Source organism: Streptomyces sp. NPDC003077 (assembly GCF_040611095.1).
GTDB lineage: Bacteria > Actinomycetota > Actinomycetes > Streptomycetales > Streptomycetaceae > Streptomyces.
Genome location: NZ_JBEXNM010000079.1, coordinates 1 through 19,352, shown reverse-complemented (window position 1 = coordinate 19,352; position 19,352 = coordinate 1). Strand labels below are relative to the sequence as shown.

Sequence of the window (19,352 nt, the reverse complement as noted above, 5' to 3'; positions counted from 1 at the left end):
GTGGAGCGGTGGCCGGGCGGGAGTTCCGCCGGGAAAGCCTCAGGGCGCGATCTGCACCTGACTGTGGTCGCCGAGGACGAGTCGGTGCGCGCGCGGGGCGCGGGCGGCGCCGCTCATGCGGACCTTGCGGCCGATGAGGGAGCCCTCGATCCGTCCGGCGTTCTCGATACGCGAGTCGTCCAGGACGATGGAGAACTCCACCTCACTGCCGCTGATCAGGCACCCGTCGGCGACGGAGGTGGAGGGGCCGATGTAGGAGTCGCGCACGACGCTGCCCGCGCCGATGACGACCGGCCCCACGATCCGGGACCGCTCCACGCTGGCCCCGTCCTCGATGCGCACCCGGCCGACGAGTTCGCTGGCGCCGTCCACGCTGCCCAGGACGGCGGGCGGCAGGCCCTCCAGGACGGTGCGGTTGACCTCCAGCATGTCGGTGACGTTGCCGGTGTCCTTCCAGTAGCCGGAGATGACGGTGGACTGCACGGTGCGGCCGTCCTCGACGAGCCACTGGATGGCGTCGGTGATCTCCAGCTCGCCGCGCGTGGAGGGCGTGATGGCCCGTACGGCGTCGTGCACGGCCGGGGTGAAGAGGTAGACGCCGACGAGGGCGAGGTCGCTGCGCGGCGCGCTGGGCTTCTCCTCCAGGCGCAGGACCTGCCCTTCGGGGCCGAGTTCGGCGACGCCGAAGGCGCTGGGGTTCTCGACCTTGGTGAGCAGGATGCGGGCGTCGGGGCGGGAGGTGCGGAACTCGTCGACGAGTTCGGTGATGCCGCCGACCACGAAGTTGTCGCCGAGGTACATCACGAAGTCGTCCTCGCCCAGCCAGTCGCGGGCGATGAGCACGGCGTGCGCCAGGCCCAGCGGCTGCTCCTGGGGCAGGTAGGTGACGCGGGCGCCGAAGCGGCTGCCGTCGCCGACGGCTTCGCGGATCTCGGGCGCGGTGTCGCCGACGACCATGCCGATGTCGGTGATTCCGGCGGCGACCAGGGATTCGATGCCGTAGAAGAGCACGGGTTTGTTGGCGACGGGGACGAGTTGTTTGGCGGCGGTGTGCGTGATGGGGCGCAGCCTGCTGCCGGTGCCTCCGGAGAGGACGAGTGCCTTCATGAGCGGGTCATCCTTGGGTGGTGAGGGGGGCGGGTTCGGCGGCCGAGTGGTGCTGCCACAGCCGGGCGTAGGGGCCGCCGGCGGCGAGGAGTTCCTGGTGGGTGCCCTGTTCGGTGATGCGTCCGGCGTCCAGGACGACGATCCGGTCGGCGCGGGCGGCGGTGGCCAGGCGGTGCGCGACCAGGACGGTGGTGCGGCCGGCGGCCAGCCGGTCGCCGGCCTCCAGCACGGCACGTTCGGTGGCCGGGTCGAGGGCGGCGGTGGCCTCGTCCAGCAGGAGCAGGCCGGGGTCCACGAGGTGGGCGCGAGCGAGCGCGACGAGCTGGCGCTGCCCGGCGGACAGGCGCTGCCCGCGCTCGCCGACGGGCTGGCGGAAGCCGTACGGCTGGGCGGCGACGGCGGGCAGCGCGCCCACCGCGCGGACGGCCTCCTCGACCTCGCGGTCGGCGGCGCCGGGCCGGCCGTAGCGGACGTTGCCGGCGATGTCGCCGGTGAACAGGTGGGCTTCCTGGGGAACGACGCCGAGTTTCCGCCGGTAGGCGGACGGGTCGTAGGAGCGGATGTCCACGCCGTCGATCAGCACCCGGCCTTCGGTGGCGTCGTGGAAGCGGGCGAGGAGCTTGACGACGGTGGATTTTCCGGCGCCCGTGGTGCCGACCAGCGCGACCGTCTCGCCGGGCTCGACGCGCAGGCTGATCCGGTCGAGCGAGGGGCGCTCGGCACCCGGGTAGCGGTGGGTGACCTCGCGCAGTTCGATGGCGCCGCGCAGCCGGTCGGGGACGGGCGCGGGGTCCTCGGGGGGCCGGACGGAGGGCGGTACGCGCAGCAGTTCCAGGGTGCGGCGCAGGCCCACGGACGCCTGCTGGTAGCTGTCGAAGGCGAGCGAGAGCTGCTGGATCGGCGAGAAGAACATGCCGAGGAAGAGGGTGAAGGCGACCAGCACGCCGGGGCCGAGGCCGCCGTCCGCGACCCGGTGGGCGCCGAAGAGCAGGACGGTGGCCTTGGCGAGTTCGGCGGTGAGGTTGACGCTGGGGAAGTAGACGGCGGCGTAGCGCTGGGCGCGCAGCCGGGCGGCGCGGTAGCCCTCGGAGAGCTTGCCGAACGCCTCGGCCGTCCTGCCCTCGCGGGTCTGGGACTGGGCGACGCGCAGCCCCGAGACGTTCTCCTGGAGGCTGGAGTTGACCTCGCCGACGCGTTCGCGGGCGTCGGTGTACGCGGCGGAGGACAGCCGCCAGAAGACGGCCGTGGCCACGGCGATCAGCGGGACGAGGGCGAGCGCGGTGAGCGCCAGCGGAAGGTCCACCGCGAGCATCGCCACGACGGCGCCGCACAGCGTGGCCAGGGCGGCGACGGAGGTCAGCAGGTGTGTCTGGAGGAAGGCCGAGAGCGCGTCGATGTCGTTGACCATGGCGGTCATGATCTGTCCGCCGCGCTCGCGCTCGTAGAAGTCCAGCCCGAGCCGCTGGAGGTGGGCGAAGGTCTTGACCCGCAGCCCGTACAGCACCCGCTCCCCCGCCCGCCGGGTGACGCGGGCCTGGCAGTTGAGGATGCCCCAGCCGGCCGCGACGACGAGCAGCGCGGTCAGGGCGGTGCGGGCGAGCGCGCCTCCGTCGCCCGCGCCGACCCCGGCGTCCAGGCCGTGCCGGACGAGCAGGGGCAGCGCGAGGGAGGCGAGGGAGTCGGCGACGACGAGGAGCAGGCCGAGCAGCAGGGCGGCGCGGACCGGCGCGAGCAGCCGCCGGAACCGGGCGTCGGGGTCGGGGGCGCGCAGTCGGGCCTCGTCCAGGCGCGGGTCCTCGGCCGTCTCGTCCGGGGTGTGCCGGGGCGCGTCGGCGGGCGGCTGAGGCCACAGGTGCGCGGTGACGCCCTCGTCGGTGGGGTGCGGGTCGGCGGTGACGCGGACGTCGAGGGAGTCGCCCGGCCCGGCCAGCAGTTCGCGGAACAGCGGGCAGCGGGCGGCCAGTTCGTCCTGGGTGCCGGTGTCCACCACGCGGCCGTCGTCCAGGACGGCGATGCGGTCGGCGAGCTGGAGGGTGGAGCGGCGGTGCGCGATCAGCAGGGTCGTGCGGTCCTCGGTGACGGTGCGCAGGGTGCGGTGGATGGCGGCCTCGGTGGCGGCGTCCACGGCGGAGGTCGCGTCGTCCAGGACCAGGACGCGCGGGTCGGCGAGCAGCGCGCGGGCCAGGACGAGGCGCTGGCGCTGCCCGCCGGAGAGGGTCAGGCCGCGTTCGCCGACCTCGGTGGCGTAGCCGTCGGGCAGCGCGGAGACGAAGGCGTGCGCCTCGGCGGCCTCGGCGGCGGCGCGGACCTGCGCGTCGGTGGCGTCGGGGCGGCCGTAGGCGATGTTGTCCCGGATGGAGCAGGAGAAGAGGAAGGGTTCCTCGAAGACCACGCCGAGGGTGGAGCGCAGCTCCGCGAGGGACAGGTGGCGCACGTCGGGGGCGTCGCCGGGTGGGCCGAGGTGGACGGAGCCGTCCTGCGGGTCGTAGAAGCGGGGCAGCAGGAGGGAGACGGTGGACTTGCCGGAGCCGGACGGGCCGACCAGGGCCAGCGTCTCGCCGGGCCGGACGGTCAGTGACACGCCCTTGAGGACGGGGTCGCTGGGCGCGTAGCCGAAGCGCACGTCGCGCAGTTCGAGGCCGACGGGCCCGGCGGGCACGGCGACCGGGTCGGCCGGGTCGGTGATGTCGGGCCGGGCGTCGATCAGCTCGTAGACCCGCTCGGCGGCGGCGCGCGCCTGCTGGGCGGTGACCAGGAAGCTGGCGAACAGCCGGGCGGGCCCGGCCAGCAGCGCCAGGTAGGCGGCGAAGGCGAGGAAGGTGCCGGGCCCGATCGTGCCGCGCAGCGCCAGCCAGCCGCCGAGGGCGAGCACCCCGACCTGGCCGAGCGCGGGCAGCGCCGCGAGGGTGGCGGTGGCGCCCGCCTGGATGCGGGCGACCCGCACCCGCCGCCCGAACAGGGCGCGGGCGGCGCGGGCCAGCCGGTCCGTCTCGCGTTCCTCCTGGCCGAAGCCCTTGACGACGCGGACGCCGGTGACGGCCTCCTCGACCTGCTCGGCGACGCGGGCGGCACCGGCCTGCGCCCGGCGGGTCGCGGGGACGAGGCGGGCGCGGCTGCGGGCGGCGGCCCACGCGGTGGCGGGCACCACGGTCAGCGCGACCAGGGCGAGCGGGGCGCACAGCCACAGCATCGCGCCGACGGCGACGAGGAAGAGCGCCGAGGTGCCGAGCGGGATGGGCAGCATGCCGAGCATGACCTGCACCTGCTGGAGGTCGCTGTTGGCGCGGGAGACGACCTGACCGGTGCGCAGCGCGTCCTGTTTGACGCCGTCCAGGCGTTGGAGGGACCCGAAGACCTCGGTGCGCAGCCGGTGCTGGACGCCGAGGGCGAGTTTCCCGGCGGCGTAGCGGCGGGTGAACTCGGCGCCGAACTGGACCAGGGCCAGGCCCGCCATCGCGGCGGCCAGCCAGCCGATGCGGCCGGTGTGCCCGGCGACGGCGTCGTCGACGCCGAGCCGGGCGAGGAGCGGTCCGACCGCTTCAAGTCCCGTGCCGCACACGGAACTCACGGCGACCGCGAGGAGGAGTCGGGGGTGGTGGCGACACGCGGCGGCGAGCCTGCGCGTCCAGCCGGGGGACGTTGTTGACCTGCTGAGCACGTGGTTAGCTTAGGCTTACCTAAGTGCGGGTCACCACTCCTGTCATGTGAGCTGACCCACATTCCCCCGTGAACCGCCGTCCCGTACCGCTCTGTCGCAACGCCCGTTCCCAGTCCGGAAACTGACGCCGCGTCGGAGGAGAAAGCAGGTTGTCGTGCGTGTCCTGTTCGCCGGGCCGCCCTTCTTCGGGCTGCTCTACCCGCTGGTCCCGCTGGCCCAGGCCTTCCGCGCCGCGGGCCACGACGTCCTCGTCGCCACCTGCGGGAAAGCCGTCGGCCACACCGTCGCGGCCGGGCTGCCGGCCGTCGACTGCGCGCCCGGCATAGACCCCGACGCCCTGTACGCCGCCATGGAGAAGGGCCGCCAGGGCAAGCCGCCCGCCCCCGGAGAGCGCGGGCAGGCGCCCAAGGGCAAGGGGTTCTCCTTCTTCAGCGAGGAGATGGCCGACACCATGGTCGAGATCGGCCGCCGCTGGCGGCCCCACCTCGTCGTGCACACGCCCAACGGCGTGGCCGGCCAACTGGTGGCCGCCGCCCTCGGCGTGCCCTCCGTCCTGCACGCGGTCGGTTTCGGCCACACCGGCCGGCACGTCGCGATGATGAACGACGCCCTCGCCGACGGCTACGCCCGGCACGGCCTGACCGGCCCGAACCCGCTCGCCGCCTGGCTGGACGTCACCCCGCCCGGCATGAGCGCCACCGCCGAACCGCACCGCCGCTTCCTGCGCCACGTCCCCTACAACGGCGGCGGCGCGCTCCCCCACTGGCTGTTCGAGGAGCGCGAACGGCCCCGGATCGCGGTCACCCTCGGCACGGTCCGCCCGGTCGTGGACGGCGTCTCCCCCATCGAGTGGGTGATCGACGCGGCCCGCGTCACCGACGCCGAGTTCGTGCTCGCGCTCGGCGGCGCCGACCTGTCCGGCCTCGGCCCGCTGCCCGAGAACGTCCGCCCCGTGGAGTGGACCCCGCTCGGCGCGCTGCTCGCCGGCAGCGACGCCACCATCCACCACGGCGGCGCCGGCACCACCCTGACCGCCCTGGACGCGGGCCTGCCCCAGATCGTCCTCGGCGAGGGCGCCGACCGGCCGGCCAACGCGGCGGCCGTCCGGGCCCGCGGCTGCGGCCTGGTGCCCGAGGACCCGGCGGCCCTCACGGGCCCGGACCGCCCCGGCCGCGACCTGGTGCGGCGGCTCCTGGAGGACGAGGCCCTGGCCACCGCCGCCCGCGAGGCCGCCGAGGAGATGGCCGCGATGCCCAGCCCGGCCGAGACCGTCCCGCGGCTGGTCGAACTCGCCCTCGCCCACGGAACCGCCGGAGCCGGCGGAACCCACGGACCCCACCGAACCCCCGGAGCGACCCGATGACCACCCCGACGAGCACCGCCGCCCGCACCGCCCCACCACCCCCCGCCGGACCACCCCGCACCCCCCGCCCCTCCCCCGCCGAGACCACGCACAGCCCGCGCCTGACCCGCCTGGCCGCCCAACTCGCCGCATGCGCCTCCCCCGACGAACACGCCGCCGAACTCGCCCGCTTCTGGACCGAGGTCGAAGCCACCGGCACACCGCTGACCGAACCGCTCGACGGCGACCCCGGGCACCGCGCCGTCACCTTCCTGTGGCGCGGCGACGCCTCCACCCGCCAGGTGCTGCTGCTGGTCAACCGGCTGCTCGACCGCGCCGACCTCGCCGCGAGCCTGATGCGCCGGCTCCCCGGCACCGACGTGTGGCACCTGACCTACCGGCTGCGCGGCGACCACCGCGGCTCGTACCGCATCGCCCCCGACACCGAGGGCCGCCCGGCCTGCGAACTCGGCCGACTGGCCGCCACCGCCGTCCGCGACCCGCTCAACCCCCGCACCATCGCCACCCGCTGGGACGGACCGGCCGGTTCCGTCTTCACCCTCCCGCACGCCCCCGTCCGCCCCTGGACGCCTCCCCGCCCCGGCACCCCGCGCGGCACGGTGCACCGGCACCAGGTGACGAGCGCGGCGCTGGGCACACCGCGCGAGGTGTGGGTGTACGAGCCACCCGCGCGACGTGGGGCGGACGGCGCCGGCGAACGCCCCTTCACCGACACCCTCGTCCTGCTCGACGGCGACATGTGGTTCGGCCAGCTGCACCTGGAAGAGACCCTGGACGGCCTCGTCACCGGCGGCGCGATCCCGCCGCTGACCGTGCTCGCCCCGCACGCCGTCGACAACGCCACCCGGGCCCGGGAGTTCGGCGGCCACCCGGCGTACGTCGACTTCCTGGCCGGCGAACTGCTGCCCTGGGCGGCCGGCCGCCTGCCGGTCGGCCTCGACCCGGCCCGCACCGTCATCGCGGGTCAGAGCCTGGGCGGGCTCACCGCCCTGTACGCCGGGTACGCCGCGCCGTACCGCTTCGGCAACGTCCTGGCCCAGTCACCGTCCATGTGGTGGCGGCCCCCGGGCGAACCGGCCGACGACCTGGCGTGGATCACCCGCCGCTACGTGGAGGGGGCACCCCGCCAACTGCGGGTGCACCTGGACGTCGGGCTGCACGAGTGGGGGATGCTCGAACAGACCCGGGCCCTGCGCCAGGCGCTCCGCGCCGACGGCTACCCCGTCACCGGCTCCGATTTCAACGGCGGCCACGACTACGCCTGCTGGTCCGTCGCCCTCGCCCAGGGGCTGATCTCCCTCCTCGGCCCGGGAAGGCCACCGGCCCCCTGGAGCACCGACACCCCCGCCACCTCCAGAACCCGCTGACCCCCACCCCACTCTCCGTAGACCCAAGGAGCACCACCGATGCGTTTCCGCCGACCCGCCGCCCTGCTCACCGCCGCCTTGGCCTGCGCCCTGACCCTCTCCGCCTGCGGGGACGGCGCCACCGGCGGCAAGGACGGCGCCGACGGCAAGAAGGGCGGCACCCGCACCGTCACCGACGCCAACGGCGAGAAGGTGGAGGTGCCCGCCGCCCCCAAGAAGGTCGTGACGCTCAGCGAGCCCACCCTCGACGCCGCGCTCGCCCTGGGCACCCAGCCGATCGGCGCCACCAGTGGCCGCGGTCAGTCCGGCGTCGCCGGGTACCTCGCCCCGAAGGCCACGTCCGCCGAGATCGTCGCCAACGTCGCCGAGCCCGACCTGGACAAGCTCGCCGCCATGCGGCCGGACCTGATCCTGCTCGACGAGACGGTGGGCGCCAAGCGCGTCCAGGACAAGCTGAGCCGGATCGCCCCCACCGTCCTGACCGCCAAACTGAACGCCCCGTGGCGGGACGCCTTCACCGCCACCGCCGACGCCCTCGGCAAGAAGGCCGACGGTCAGAAGTGGCTCGCCTCCTTCGACGCCCGCCTCAAGACCGTCAAGGACGGCCTCGGGGCCAACGCCGGGGCGGTCACCAGCGTCATCCGCTGGCAGAACGGCGCGCCCTCGATCGTCGGCAAGGGCAAGGGGCACGTCGGCGACACCCTCGCCGCCCTCGGCCTCAAGCGCCCCCGCAACCAGCAGGGCGAGAGCAGCGGCCACAGCGAGCCGGTGAGCCTGGAGCGCCTGGACGCCATCGACGGCGACTGGATCTTCCTCGGCGCGCTCGGCGCCAAGGACGCCGGGGACAAGGGCCTCAAGGAAGCCACCGCGGTACCGAACTTCACCAAGCTCAAGGCCGCCGAGAAGCACCACGTCGTGGTGGTCGACGGCTCCGCCTGGAACAGCTCGGGCGGCCCGCTCGCCGCCGAGGCCGTCCTCACGGACGTGCGGAAGGCGCTGACGAAGAAGGGCTGAGGCCTGTTGCCGGGCGGGCTGTACCACGCCGGGCCCGTACCGCGCCGGGGGACGGGCGGTGCCCGCCCCGGCGCGGTACGGGCCCGGTCCGGGCCGTGGTGAACGGGCCCGCTCCGGTCCGTGGGAACGGGCCCACGCGATCCGTCCGTTCCCGCGAGCGGGACGGCCGCCGGCGTCGCGCGCCGGTCGTTCCGGCCCGTGAGCGGGAACGGACGGGGTGCCGCCTCATGGTCCGGGGTGCCCCCCGGGCTCAGGAGTACGGGCGGAACAGCTGGTTGGCACCGCCGTGGCAGGTGTACTGGATCAGCCGGGCGCGGTCCGCGGCCGAGTTGTCCGCCACGTCCACACACTTGTCCGCGAACGTCCTGACCTGGAAACGGCCGTCGCCCACCGGGACCAGACGGAACTGCTGGTTGGCACCGCCGTGACAGGTGTACTGGATCAGCGGCGCGTGGTCCGCGGCCGAATTGTCCGCCACGTCCACACACTTGCCCGCGAACGTCCTGACCTGGAAACGGCCGTCGCCCACCGGGACCAGACGGAACTGCTGGTTGGCACCGCCGTGACAGGTGTACTGGATCAGCGGCGCGTGGTCCGCGGGCGAACCGTCCGCGACATCCACACACTTGCCCGCGAACGTCTGCACGTGCAGTAGCCCTTCGGGCGCGCGCGTTTCGGCGCCGGCGGACCCCGCGGAGGCGAGGAGTGCCGTGGCCGCCAGGGCGGCGACGGGGAGGGCATGGGATATGCGCATGAGGTGTTCCTCTCGTGCGATGGGAACCACCGGATGGTGGTGGCTCCAGCCTCGTCCGGCGCACGGCCACCGGCCTGCCGGGGCGCCCGAATGGGGGAGGCGGAACATTCCGGCCTGCCGCTTGCCGATCCCCCGGCGGGTGCCGGACAGTGGGCCTCGGTCACCGCGTCGGCCGGGCGGCGGGACCGGTGGGTCGTCGGGCCGGCTGGGACGACCGCCCGCCGTCACCGGCGGCAGCGCCCGGCGCGACGGCGTACGACCTCCGTACGACCGACGAAGGGACGGCCCATGCACCGGCAGCACCTCGACTCCCCGACCGCGCCCTCCCCCACCCGTTCCGGCGACCCTGCGGCGGGCCCCGCGCCCGGCGCGCCGTCCGCCCCACCCGCTCCCGCCGGCGCCTCCCGCGTCGCGCTCACCCCGGCCGCCGCCGACCTGATCCGGCGGTTGCACGGGTTGCACGGGGAGCTGATGTTCCACCAGTCGGGCGGCTGCTGCGACGGCAGCTCGCCGATGTGCTATCCGGCCGGGGAGTTCCGTACGGGCTCGTCGGACGTGCTGCTGGGGCGGCTGGCGGTGGAGGGGGTCGCCGAACCGGTCGGGTTCTGGATGTCCGCGGACCAGTTCGCGCGCTGGCGGCACACCCATCTGACAGTGGACGTGGTCCCGGGGCGCGGCGGCGGCTTCTCCCTGGAGGCCCCCGAGGGCGTCCGCTTCCTGATCCGCTCCCGGCTGCTCACGGACGAGGAGTGCCGGGCCCTGGGCGAAACGGAGGACTGACCGGCGCGGCCCCTGACGGGACGGCCCCGAGCCGCCCGGCCCCGGGCCGTCCCGTCAGGGCTCGTCCTCCACCAGCCGCTCCAGCATGTCCTGGAACTCCACGTCGACGACCACCCGCAGCCGGTCGCCGTCCGGCTCGCTCAGCCGCGTCATGACGCCCTGCCGCCACCAGAAGACGTTGGGGCTGATCGCCCCGGCCGCGTCCGTGTACCCGGTCGCCGCGAACTGCGCCATCGCCTGGAGCGCCGGGATGACGTGCGCGTCGTGGATGGGGTGGAAGGCGAGCTGGTGGCGGAAGGGCAGGGCCACCAGCGCGCCGTTCGCCGTCAGGCCGCCGCCGACGATCCGCCGCACCAGGTCGTCCAGGACGAGTACCCGGCTGGCGGTGAAGAAGGAGTCGCCGAGCACCACCTCGAAGGCGGCCCCGTCACCGCGCCGCACCGTCTCGTGCCCCTCGATCGGCAGGGCGCGGAGGTTGTTCAGCGCGCGGATGCGCAGCTCGGCCACGTCCCCGAGGTCGATCAGCGAGTCCTCGCTGAGCATCTGGACGGCCTCGGGCAGGTCCAGGGCCAGGACCTCGCGCAGCCCGGGGGCGGGGGTGCGGCCGTAGCGGAAGGAGTCGGAGGGCGGCAGCGTCTCCTCGGCGACGATCCTGGGGTAGAGGCGGGAGCGGATCTCGTCCTCGGAGAGGGTTTCGAGCGGCTGCGGGCCATCCATGGTGCGCAGGACCTTGCCGACGTGGTCCCGGATCATGGCCGGCCAGCAGCGCTCGCCGCGCCGGTCGCGGTGGCAGACGGCGGCGAGGTTGCCCAGGCCAAACCGGCGGCCGGAGGAGTCGGCGACGACCCCGGCGTAGACGGTGACCTCCAGCCCCTGCTCGGCGAACGCCTGCCGGACCTGGGAGCGGAAGACGCCGCCCTCCCGTTCGGAGAAGAAGGCGAACTCGGCGTCGCGCGGGGCTTCCCGCGGGTCCCGCTTCGGTCCACGGCGGAACAAGCCCATCTCTTCCTCCTGGCGACGGCCCTTGCACAACGGCCACGGATGCGCCGATCGTATCGGTCCCACCAGGCGTGTTCGACACGGTCCACCTCCGGACGGCCGTCACCGGCGCACGTCCCGCCCCGCTCCCGTCACCCGGCGCGGCGCTTCCCGACGACCGTCATCGCCCCTCTCCCGTCGCCCGGCGCGGCCCCGCACCCCGTACGGCCGCCCGTCCCGGGAAAGGCCCTCAGCCCCCACCCGCCCACGCGTCCGGGCCGAAGCTGACCTTGATCTCGGAGGCGAGGTGCTCGGGGTTGATCAAGTAGCCGAGCGCGTAGACCGTCGTGCGGTCCGGGCCCTCGGCGCGCAGCCGGACCGGGCTCTCGCCGGGGTGGGCCCGCAGGATGCGCTTGAGCTCGGCGACGACGGCGGGGCTGTAGGCGCGGTGCCGGGGCAGGACGATGGTCACCGCCGGCCGGCCGCCGTGCTCGGCCGAGGAGATGTCCAGCTCGGTGAGTTTCTGGCCGGCGATGTTGATGCTGCCGTCGCGGTCGTTGATCCGGCCCTCGACGGCGATGACGCTGTCCTCGATCAGCGCGTGCTGGACGAGCTGGTAGGAGGCCGGGAAGAAGCACACCTCCACCCCGGCGTCGCGGTCGGCGAGGTGGACGATGGCCCAGGCGTTGCCCTGCTTGGTCATCCGCCGTTCGACGCCGGTGACCAGGCCCGCGAGCTTGACCACGCCCTGGGTCTGGCCGGAGCCGAGGAGTTCGGCGATGGACAGGTCGCGGTTGCGAACGAGGATGTGCTCGGCGCCGTCCAGCGGGTGGGCGGAGACGTACAGGCCGAGCATCTCCCGTTCCAGCGCCAGCTTGGCCTTGCGGTTCCACTCCTCCTCCCCCAGCTTGACGTCGAGGCCGACGCCGGCGCCCGCGTCCTCCCCGCTGATCGTGCCGAAGAGGTCGTCCTGGCCGATGGCCTGCTGTTTCTTCACCGGAATGATCGCGTCGATGGCGTCCTCGTGCACGTCGCACAGGCTCTTGCGGGTGTGCCCGAGCGAGTCGAAGGCCCCGGCCTTGATCAGGGAGTCGACGGTGCGCTTGTTGCACACGGTGACCTCGACCTTGTCCAGGAAGTCGGTGAAGCTGCTGTACTTCCCCTTCTCCTTGCGGGTGGCCACCAGGGACTCGATGACGTTCGAGCCGACGTTGCGCACCGATTTCAGGCCGAAGCGGACGTCGTCCCCCACGGCGGAGAAGTCCGCGACGGACTCGTTGACGTCCGGGGACAGCACCTGGATACCCATCTTGCGGCACTCCGCGAGGTAGACGGCGGCCTTGTCCTTGTCGTCGTCCACCGAGGTCAGCAGCGCGGCCATGTACTCGGCCGGGTAGTTCGCCTTGAGGTAGGCGGTCCAGTAGGAGACGAGCCCGTAGCCGGCGGTGTGGGACTTGTTGAACGCGTAACCGGAGAAGGGCAGCATGACGTCCCACAGCGCCTTGACCGCCTCCTCGGTGTAACCGTTTCCCCGCATCCCGGCGTGGAACTTCTCCCACTCGGCGGCCAGCACCTCCGGTTTCTTCTTGCCCATGGCCCGCCGCAGCAGGTCGGCGCCGCCCAGGCTGTATCCGGCCAGTTCGCGGGCGATGGCCATGATCTGCTCTTGGTAGACGAGCAGGTGGAAGGTGGTGCCCAGGATCGGTTCCAGGGCGTCCTTCAGCTCGGGGTGGATCGGGGTGATGTCCTGGCGGCCGTTCTTGCGGTGCGCGTAGTTGGTGTGCGCGTTGGCGGCCATGGGGCCTGGCCGGTACAGGGCCAGGACCGCCGCGATGTCCTCGAACCGGGTGGGTTCCATCAGCTTGAGCAGGGCGCGCATCGGGCCGCCGTCGAGCTGGAAGATGCCCAGGGTGTCGCCGCGGGCGAGCAGTTCGTAGGTCGTGGTGTCGTCGAGCGGGATGTGCTCGGTCTTCAGGGCGACGCCCCGGTTGGCCTCGATGACCTTGATGGCGTGGTCGATGATGCCGAGGTTGCGCAGGCCCAGGAAGTCCATCTTGATCAGGCCCATGTCCTCGCACTGCGGATACGAGAACCCGGTGATCTTCACGCCGTCCTTGGCCCGCATGTGCAGCGGGATCAGGTCCATCAGGGGCGTCTTGGACAGGATGACGGCGGCGGCGTGCACACCGGTGCCCCGCGTCAGGCCCTCGATGCCCTTGGCGGTGTCGATGACCTTCTTCACGTCGGCGTCGTTCTCGTACATCTGCCGGACCTCGCCGGCCTCGCCGTAACGGGCGTGCTCCGGGTCGAAGATGCCGGTCAGCGGAATGCCCTTGCCCATCACGTCGGGCGGCATGGCCTTGGTGATGCGGTCGCCCATGGCGAAGGGGTAGCCCAGGATGCGGGAGGAGTCCTTGACGGCGGCCTTCGCCTTGATGGTGCCGAAGGTGTTCACCTGGGCGGTGTAGGCGTCCCCGTACTTCTCGGTGACGTAGCGGACCATGGTGTCGCGCTGGCGGTCGTCGAAGTCGAGGTCGACGTCCGGGGGGTTGAGGCGCTCGGGGTTCAGGAACCGTTCGAAGAGCAGTCCGTGCTCCAGCGGGTCCAGTTCGGTGATGCGGGTGGCGTAGGCGACGATCGAGCCGGTCGCCGAGCCGCGGCCGGGACCGACGGGGATGCCGTGGTCCCGGGCGTACTTGCAGATGTCCGCGACGACCAGGAAGTAGCTGGAGAAGCCCATCGGCCCGATGACGGCCATCTCCGTCTCGAACCGCTCGGCGACCTCCTGCGGCAGCGGGTCGCCGTAGCGGGCCCGCAGCCCGCGCTCGCACTCCTTGCGCAGCCACGACTCCTGGGTCTCGCCCTCGGGCACGTCGAACTGCGGCATCTGGTCGACGTAGGCGAACACCTCCTTGTACGCGTCGGGCTCGATCCGCTCGGCGATCAGCAGGGTGTTGTCGCACGCCTGCGGCAGTTCGCCGAACAGCTCACGCATCTGGGCGGCGGACTTGAGGTAGTAGCCGGTGCCGTTGAAGCGGAAGCGCTTGGGGTCGTCCTTGTTCTTGCCGACGCCGATGCACAGCAGGTTGTCGTGCGCGTCGGCCTGGTCCTCGGTGATGTAGTGCGCGTCGTTGGTGGCCAGCAGCGGGATGTCCAGCTCCCGGGCCAGCCGCAGCAGTCCCTCGCGGACGTTGCGTTCCAGGTCCAGGCCGTGGTCCATCAGCTCCAGGAAGTAGTTCTCCTTGCCGAAGATCTGCTGGTAGGACGCGGCGGCCTCGCGCGCCCCGTCGTACTGGTCCAGGCGCAGACGGGTCTGGATCTCGCCTGAGGGGCAGCCGGTGGTGGCGATGATGCCGCGGGCGTGCTCGGCGATGAGCTCGCGGTCCATGCGCGGCTTGCCGGCCGGGAACTGCCCTTCGAACGACGCCAGCGAGGAGAGCCGGAAGAGGTTCCGCAGCCCCTGCGCGGTCTGCGCCCACATCGTCATGTGGGTGAACCGCCCGCCACCGGAGACGTCCTTGCTGCCCTCCCCGTCGTCCGCCATGGCGCGCTGCCCGCCGGGGCCCCAGAATTCCTGCTTGCGGCTGAACCGCGAGGAGGGGGCGACATACGCCTCGATACCGATGATGGGTTTGACGCCAGTGCTCGCGGCGACCTGCTGGAATTCGTAGGCGCCGAACATGTTGCCGTGGTCGGACATGGCGACCGCGGGCATTTTCTGACGTTCCACCTCGGCGAACATGGGCTTGAGCTTCTGGGCCCCGTCGAGCATGGAGTATTCGGTGTGATTGTGGAGGTGAACAAAGCTGTCGGGCACCGGACGGGCTCCTAGGGGAGGGGGTGCGGAGGGCCCCCACCCTAGCCCTCGGACCGGCGCCGATCGCCCGTCGCGGCCGTCGCCGTACCGCTCGGATAAAGAGGTCGGAGACGATACCGAACGACGACCTCGGACGATGACGGAAAGCCGTCCTTTGGCCACCGGATCAGAAATGTTGACGGCATCATCCGATCATTTGGGGCGGGAAAAGCGACGGGTTTCGGAATACCCCCGAACACGCGAAAGAGCGGCACGGCGGAGGCACCCGCCGAGGGCCGGGGACGGCACCCGCCGAGGGCCGACGGAAGGCACGCACCGAAGGCCGGCCGGAAGGCCACCCCATACACGCAAAGGGCGGTGGGAAAGGCCGTCGGCCCGTCCCACCGCCCCGCGCGTCATCCCGCTCAGCGGGAACGCCGCGTCAGCAGCCCAGCTTGTCCCCCGGCGTCGTCCCCAGGATCTGCGTGAACCGCTGGAAGTTGTTGATCCGGCTCTGCACCTGCGCCGGGTTCCCGCCGTTGCACTCCAGCGTGCCGTTGATGCTGCGGATGGTCTCGCCGAACCCGGCACCGTTCACGATCGCCTGGTGGCCCGTCATGGTGCCCGGACCGGTCTGGGTGTTCCAGTACCACAGGGCGGTCTTCCAGGCCACCGCGGGATCGCGCTCCACCAGGTACGGGTTGCGCAGCAGGTCGATGCCGAGCGCGTCGCCCGCGGCCTTGTAGTTGAAGTTCCAGCTCAGCTGGATCGGTCCGCGACCGTAGTACGCGGCCTGGCCCGCCGGGCAGCCGTAGGGCTGCGTGGTGTCGCAGTAGTGCGGGTAGTTGGCGGTGTTCTGCTCCACGATGTGCACCAGGCCGCCGGTCTCGTGGCTGATGTTGGCGAGGAAGGCGGCGGCCTCGCGCCGCTTGACGGTGATGTCGCCGGTGTTCGCGAACGCGGGGTAGGCGCTGAGCGCCTCCTTGAGGCCCGCGTACGTGTAGAACGGGTTCCGGTTCGGGAACATCTGGTTGAACTGCGCCTCGCTGACGACGAACCCGGACGGGTCGGGCGTCGTCGTGCCCCCACAGGTGCCCTGGTCGGACCAGACGGCGGACTGCCCGGGCGTCTCGTTCTGGGTCCACCACTTCGCGGCCCAGTTGTGGCCGCCGTAGGAGACCGTCTTCCCGCCGGTGTAGACGGCGGACGAGCTCCACGGCGTGGCGCAGCTCGCCGCGGCGGCGGGTCCGGCGGGCACCGCGACCGCGAGCCCCACGGCCATCGCTCCGGTGCTGATCAGCGCCGCTATACGTGATCTCATTGCCGACTCCTTCGCGCGACCGCGGCGGACGGCGGTCGCTGTGGGATGTGGGCACGCTGCCGCCGCCGAGGGGAGGGCGGGGCCCGTCGCGCCGTTGCCGGTGGTCCGTCGTACGCGACCGCGAACGATCGGTGGCGCGGTCTAGACCACCGACAGCGTAGGGCGACCGATCGACCATGTCCACACCAACATCACGACGGCCGAAAACCAACCACCGTTTCACCCCAAGGAGATGACACTCTGATGCCCGTACGAATGGAGGATCATCGTCCGGTGAAATCGGTCGCCTCATTCGTGCCGCAACTGTTGACGGCGTACATTCAACAGCTAAGGTCTAGACCTGTACGAGCGTGAATCGGGGCGCCCGGTTCGCGACCGCCGACGCGCGCGGCGACCGCGGACCCAGCCCCGGGGATACGTCCTCTTCACGTTGCCCCCAACACGGCCGCCGAGAAGGAGACGGACGGCGTACGGGCCGGGCCACCCCCGGCCGGCGCCACCGGCTCCGGTGGTCACCACCGTGAAGGAGCTGACATGAACAGCAAGAGAAGGCTGGCGGTCGTCCTCGGCGCCGGCGTCGCTCCCCTCCTCGCCATCACCCTGCCCGCAAGCTCGGCCAGTGCGCACGGCTACATCTCCTCGCCCCCGAGCCGCCAGGCGCAGTGCGCCGCCCGGACCGTTCCGTGCGGGCCCATCAAGTACGAGCCGCAGAGCGTCGAGGGCCCCAAGGGCCTGCGGAGCTGCAGCGGCGGCAACGCGTCGTTCGCCGAGCTCGACAACGACAGCAAGGGCTGGAAGGTGACCCAGGTCAGCCGCACCACCGCCTTCAACTGGAAGCTGACCGCCCGTCACGCCACCAGCACCTGGCAGTACTACGCCAACGGCGCCAAGATCGCCGAGTTCAACGACCACGGCGCACGGCCCGGCGAGACCGTGACCCACCAGGTCAACTTCGGCAACCGCACCGGCAAGCAGAAGGTCCTGGCCGTCTGGAACATCGCCGACACCGCCAACGCCTTCTACGCCTGCATCGACGTCGACGTCCGCTGACGCCGACGTGCGCTGGCGTCGGCACGCGCTGACGCCGGCATCTCATCGCGGGGTGGGCGGCCCGGGGAGACACCTCCGGGCCACCCACCCCGTCAGCGTTCTCGCGGACACCAGATCACCGCCCCGCTCTCGCCCCCTCCCCCACGCACAACAAAGCCACCCAATTCGGGCGATCCCCCGCGTCGCCCGAATTGAGTGGCCACACCGGACCACCGCCCAGTCAGACGGTCATCCGGAGACCTGCTGAGTATATTGGCCCGGAGCCAGTCAACGTAGGGGTCCAGCACGTCTTCCTGCGGAATCACGGCGGAACACCCGGAATACCGGGGGCGCTGAACGGGGTGTCCGGGGGCCGCCGCCCCTCGCACACCCGCGTACCGGTCGGACCATCCCCTTCGTGTTGCGGTGCGAGGCCCGTCTCGGGCAAGCCCTTCACATGGCGGCGCGAAGCCCGTGAGAGCTCAAGCGCGAAGCCCGTGGGGGCTCAAGCACAAAGCCTGTGGAGGCTCGGCGCCTCTCACTCTGTGGAGGCTCGGCGCCTCTCGCTCTCAGGACGCATCTCCGTAGCGGGTGGCCATCGCGGCGGCACGGTCGCGCAGGGAGGCGCGCAGCGACTGCGGGGACAGGGCTTCCGCGTCCATGCCGAGCTGCCACAGGGCCCATTCGGCGTGCCGCGCGTCCTGGAAGGTGACCTCCAGCCGCAGCCGGCCGTCCGCGTCGGGTTCCTCCGCGCGCACGGCCAGGGCGGTGTCCAGCAGTTCCTCCCGCCGCGCCGGGTGCAGCCGTACCAGCACGGTGATGTGGTCGCCGCCGGAGAGGAACCGTGCGGAGCGTTCTCGCCAGGTCCGGACCAGGTCGACCCGGTCCGGCCGCTGTGCCGTTTCGGGGAGTTCCTCGGCGGCCAGCACCCGCGACAGCCGGTAGGTGCGGTCCGCGCCGCCTCTCGTGGCCAGCAGGTAGGCCCGGTCGCGCACGGTGACCAGGCCGATCGGGTCCACCGTGCGCCACTGTGCCGCCTGGCCCGTGGCCGCGTAGTGGATGCGCAGCTTGTGCCCGGCGAGGACCGCGCGCCGGACCTCGATCATCGTGGTGCCGGGAACCTCCTCCGTGGCCCGCCGACGGGAGAGCAGATCGGTCTCCGGGTCGACGAGAAAACGCTGGGCCGCGTCGCTCGCGGTGGCCCGGTGGCCTTCGGGCAGCGCGTCGACCACCTTCCGCATGGCCGAGGCGAGCGCCGAGCCGAGGCCGAAGACCTGCTCGCCGCGCCCCGACCCGGCGGTCAGCAGGGCAAGGGCCTCGTCATGGTTCAGCCCGGTGAGCTCGGTCCGGAAGCCGGGCAGCAACGCGAAACCACCGTGCCGGCCGCGTTCGGCGTAGACCGGGACACCGGACGCGGACAGCGCCTCGATGTCGCGCAGCACGGTGCGGGTGGACACCCCCAGTTCTTGGGCGAGCGTGGTAGCGGTCAGCCGGCCTCGCTGGCGCAGCAGCAGGACCAGCGAGACCAATCGGTCGGCGCGCATGCCAAAACTGTAAAGCGAATACATGACCAAGGATGTCGTGATTAGCGGGGAGGCTTGTCACCACGACATCGGAGAAGGTGGCCACCGAGTCGATGGTCGTGCGTATCCCGATGACTCGAATGGAGCGGATGTGGCAATGGAACGAACCGCGGTCAACCCGGTGACGTGGTCCGTGGGGATGGGTTTCAACCAAGGCGAGGTCGTCTCCGGGCACACCCGGACCCTGTACATCTCGGGGCAGACCGCGACGAATGGTGACGGCAAGCCCCAGCATGACGGTGACATGGCGGCGCAATTGGCGCTGAGCGTCGACAACCTGGAGGCCGTACTCGGCGAGGCCGGGATGTCCCTCGCGAACCTCGTCCGGCTCAACGTCTACACGACGGACGTCGACCTGCTCCTCCGGCACTACGGCGTGCTGGCGGCGCGGCTGGGCGCCGCCGAGGTGGCGCCGACCTCCACGATGCTCGGGGTGACGCGCCTGGCGATACCCACCCTGATGGTCGAGCTGGAGGGGACCGCCGTCGCGTGAGGTGACCTCGCGGTCTCCGGTGCTCACGGTGCTCATGTGACCTCGCGGCCTCCGCCGCTCATGAGGTGACCTGGCCGCCTCCGCCGCTCGTGCCGGTCGTACCGGCACG

The 19,352-nt window shown here is 72.3% G+C and carries 13 protein-coding genes; 6 read left to right on the top strand and 7 right to left on the bottom strand.

Annotated elements, in window-relative coordinates; all coding sequences use genetic code 11:
* Window positions 1-39: 39 nt before the first annotated feature.
* Together ABZX96_RS33135 and ABZX96_RS33130 are read right to left on the bottom strand one after the other, a co-directional pair.
* The gene (locus tag ABZX96_RS33135) at window positions 40-1,107 is read right to left on the bottom strand and encodes a glucose-1-phosphate thymidylyltransferase (RefSeq protein WP_355551603.1); all 1,068 of its coding nucleotides are present in this window, start codon (window positions 1,105-1,107) and stop codon (window positions 40-42) included.
* A 7-nt stretch (window positions 1,108-1,114) separates the two neighbouring features.
* Window positions 1,115-4,765 carry an ABC transporter ATP-binding protein gene (locus ABZX96_RS33130; protein WP_355551601.1) on the bottom strand — a complete coding sequence of 1,217 codons (3,651 nt, stop codon included), beginning with the start codon at window positions 4,763-4,765 and terminating at the stop codon, window positions 1,115-1,117.
* 154 nt (window positions 4,766-4,919) lie between these two features.
* Between ABZX96_RS33130 and ABZX96_RS33125 the strand changes: the two genes are divergently transcribed.
* The 3 genes from ABZX96_RS33125 to ABZX96_RS33115 are packed head-to-tail and all read left to right on the top strand — an operon-like array spanning window position 4,920 to window position 8,509.
* A complete protein-coding gene (locus ABZX96_RS33125; RefSeq protein WP_355551598.1) occupies window positions 4,920-6,128 on the top strand; it encodes a nucleotide disphospho-sugar-binding domain-containing protein in 1,209 nt (402 codons plus the stop codon).
* Window positions 6,125-7,495: an enterochelin esterase gene (gene fes / locus ABZX96_RS33120; RefSeq protein WP_355551596.1), complete on the top strand. Its 1,371-nt coding sequence runs from the start codon at window positions 6,125-6,127 to the stop codon at window positions 7,493-7,495. The genes ABZX96_RS33125 and fes overlap by 4 nt, the downstream gene beginning before the upstream one ends.
* A 39-nt stretch (window positions 7,496-7,534) precedes the next feature.
* Complete coding sequence (locus tag ABZX96_RS33115) at window positions 7,535-8,509, top strand: ABC transporter substrate-binding protein (RefSeq protein ID WP_355551593.1); 975 nt, start codon at window positions 7,535-7,537, stop codon at window positions 8,507-8,509.
* A 250-nt stretch (window positions 8,510-8,759) separates the two neighbouring features.
* Here the strand turns inward: ABZX96_RS33115 and ABZX96_RS33110 are convergent, their stop codons facing one another.
* Window positions 8,760-9,263 carry an RICIN domain-containing protein gene (locus ABZX96_RS33110; RefSeq protein WP_355551590.1) on the bottom strand — a complete coding sequence of 168 codons (504 nt, stop codon included), beginning with the start codon at window positions 9,261-9,263 and terminating at the stop codon, window positions 8,760-8,762.
* A 435-nt stretch (window positions 9,264-9,698) separates the two neighbouring features.
* Here ABZX96_RS33110 and ABZX96_RS33105 point away from each other — a divergent pair, with 435 nt between their 5' ends.
* Window positions 9,699-10,043 carry a DUF779 domain-containing protein gene (locus ABZX96_RS33105; protein WP_355551644.1) on the top strand — a complete coding sequence of 115 codons (345 nt, stop codon included), beginning with the start codon at window positions 9,699-9,701 and terminating at the stop codon, window positions 10,041-10,043.
* Between the two features lie 54 nt (window positions 10,044-10,097).
* On the opposite strand, the gene ABZX96_RS33100 is transcribed toward ABZX96_RS33105, so the two are convergent.
* The 3 genes from ABZX96_RS33100 to ABZX96_RS33090 form a co-directional block, all read right to left on the bottom strand.
* Window positions 10,098-11,045 (bottom strand): hypothetical protein, encoded by a 948-nt coding sequence (locus ABZX96_RS33100; RefSeq protein WP_355551587.1) that lies wholly within the window; start codon window positions 11,043-11,045, stop codon window positions 10,098-10,100.
* A gap of 226 nt (window positions 11,046-11,271) precedes the next feature.
* On the bottom strand, window positions 11,272-14,838 hold the full coding sequence (gene dnaE / locus ABZX96_RS33095; RefSeq protein ID WP_355551584.1) for a DNA polymerase III subunit alpha: 3,567 nt from the start codon (window positions 14,836-14,838) through the stop codon (window positions 11,272-11,274).
* A gap of 421 nt (window positions 14,839-15,259) precedes the next feature.
* Complete coding sequence (locus ABZX96_RS33090; protein WP_355551581.1) at window positions 15,260-16,138, bottom strand: glycoside hydrolase family 19 protein; 879 nt, start codon at window positions 16,136-16,138, stop codon at window positions 15,260-15,262.
* Window positions 16,139-16,672: 534 nt separating this feature from the next.
* On the opposite strand from ABZX96_RS33090, the gene ABZX96_RS33085 reads away from it, so the two are divergent.
* Entirely contained in the window at window positions 16,673-17,188 is a 516-nt protein-coding gene (locus tag ABZX96_RS33085) for a lytic polysaccharide monooxygenase auxiliary activity family 9 protein (protein ID WP_355551579.1), read from the top strand.
* A gap of 548 nt (window positions 17,189-17,736) precedes the next feature.
* On the opposite strand, the gene ABZX96_RS33080 is transcribed toward ABZX96_RS33085, so the two are convergent.
* Entirely contained in the window at window positions 17,737-18,711 is a 975-nt protein-coding gene (locus ABZX96_RS33080; protein WP_355551576.1) for a WYL domain-containing protein, read from the bottom strand.
* Window positions 18,712-18,847: 136 nt separating this feature from the next.
* On the opposite strand from ABZX96_RS33080, the gene ABZX96_RS33075 reads away from it, so the two are divergent.
* Window positions 18,848-19,243 (top strand): RidA family protein, encoded by a 396-nt coding sequence (locus ABZX96_RS33075; protein WP_355551573.1) that lies wholly within the window; start codon window positions 18,848-18,850, stop codon window positions 19,241-19,243.
* Window positions 19,244-19,352 lie beyond the last annotated feature (109 nt).

Coding starts and splice junctions, on each gene's coding strand:
- ABZX96_RS33135 (WP_355551603.1), bottom strand. CDS start 1,107: ATGAAGGCACTCGTCCTCTCCGGAGGCACCGGCAGCAGGCTGCGCCCC.
- fes (WP_355551596.1), top strand. CDS start 6,125: ATGACCACCCCGACGAGCACCGCCGCCCGCACCGCCCCACCACCCCCC.
- ABZX96_RS33115 (WP_355551593.1), top strand. CDS start 7,535: ATGCGTTTCCGCCGACCCGCCGCCCTGCTCACCGCCGCCTTGGCCTGC.
- ABZX96_RS33110 (WP_355551590.1), bottom strand. CDS start 9,263: ATGCGCATATCCCATGCCCTCCCCGTCGCCGCCCTGGCGGCCACGGCA.
- ABZX96_RS33100 (WP_355551587.1), bottom strand. CDS start 11,045: ATGGGCTTGTTCCGCCGTGGACCGAAGCGGGACCCGCGGGAAGCCCCG.
- ABZX96_RS33090 (WP_355551581.1), bottom strand. CDS start 16,138: ATGAGATCACGTATAGCGGCGCTGATCAGCACCGGAGCGATGGCCGTG.
- ABZX96_RS33085 (WP_355551579.1), top strand. CDS start 16,673: ATGAACAGCAAGAGAAGGCTGGCGGTCGTCCTCGGCGCCGGCGTCGCT.
- ABZX96_RS33080 (WP_355551576.1), bottom strand. CDS start 18,711: ATGCGCGCCGACCGATTGGTCTCGCTGGTCCTGCTGCTGCGCCAGCGA.
- ABZX96_RS33075 (WP_355551573.1), top strand. CDS start 18,848: ATGGAACGAACCGCGGTCAACCCGGTGACGTGGTCCGTGGGGATGGGT.